Genomic DNA, 859 nt, shown 5'->3' with positions numbered 1-859 from the left:
ATGCTGCTTTTGATTGTGAGTCGGATTGACTCGCTGATACAGATTCTTTAATCAATGACTCTGATTGACTCGCTGAAATCGACTCTTGAACCAGCGACTCCGATTGGCTTGAAGAAACTGATTCTTGAACCAAGGAATCAGACTGGCTGGCAGAAACGGATTCCTGAAGCAACGACTCTGACTGACTGGCAGAAACTGAGGCTTGAACCAACGAGTCGGATTGACTTGCCGATACAGATGCCTGAACCAACGACTCAGACTGGCTGGCTGAAACAGACTCCTGAACCAATGATTCCGATTCACTCGCAGAAACTGACTCTCGCACCAACGAGTCTGATTGACTCAATGATGTTGATTGCAAATCAGTCGATACTTGCGATTCCGACTGACTCATTGAATCAGAACGAGAAAAGGACATAGATTCTGTAATTTGAGACTTAGATTCGATATCAGAAGTAGATTGCGATTGACTCGCAGAAACGGACGCTTGTACCAAGGATTCTGATTGGCTAGACGATACAGATGCCTGAACCAACGAGTCGGATTGACTCGCGGAAACTGATTCTTGAATCAGCGAGTCTGACTGACTGGCAGATACGGATTCCTGAACCAATGACTCGGACTGACTGGTTGAAACAGACGATTGAGCCAAAGAATCTGATTGGCTTGCTGAGATCGATTCCTGAGCCAATGAATTCGATTCACTTGCCGAAACTGACTCTTGAACCAGCGAATCGGATTGGCTGGCAGATACGGATTCTTGTACTAACGAGTCTGATTGGCTAGCCGATACGGATTCCTGAACCAATGACTCTGACTGACTCAACGAAACGGATTCTGACAGCTTTTTGCTCATCGA

The 859-nt window shown here is 46.1% G+C and carries 1 pseudogene; it reads right to left on the bottom strand.

The features are described from left to right. Window positions 1-826: pseudogene (locus HMPREF2904_RS11655) on the bottom strand (accessory Sec-dependent LPXTG-anchored adhesin); the annotation flags it as partial. Window positions 827-859 lie beyond the last annotated feature (33 nt).

Source organism: Streptococcus sp. HMSC072G04, from assembly GCF_001813295.1.
Taxonomy (GTDB): Bacteria; Bacillota; Bacilli; order Lactobacillales; family Streptococcaceae; genus Streptococcus.
The sequence above is the reverse complement of the archived record's forward strand: the minus strand, read 5'-3'. Positions and strand labels throughout refer to the sequence as shown.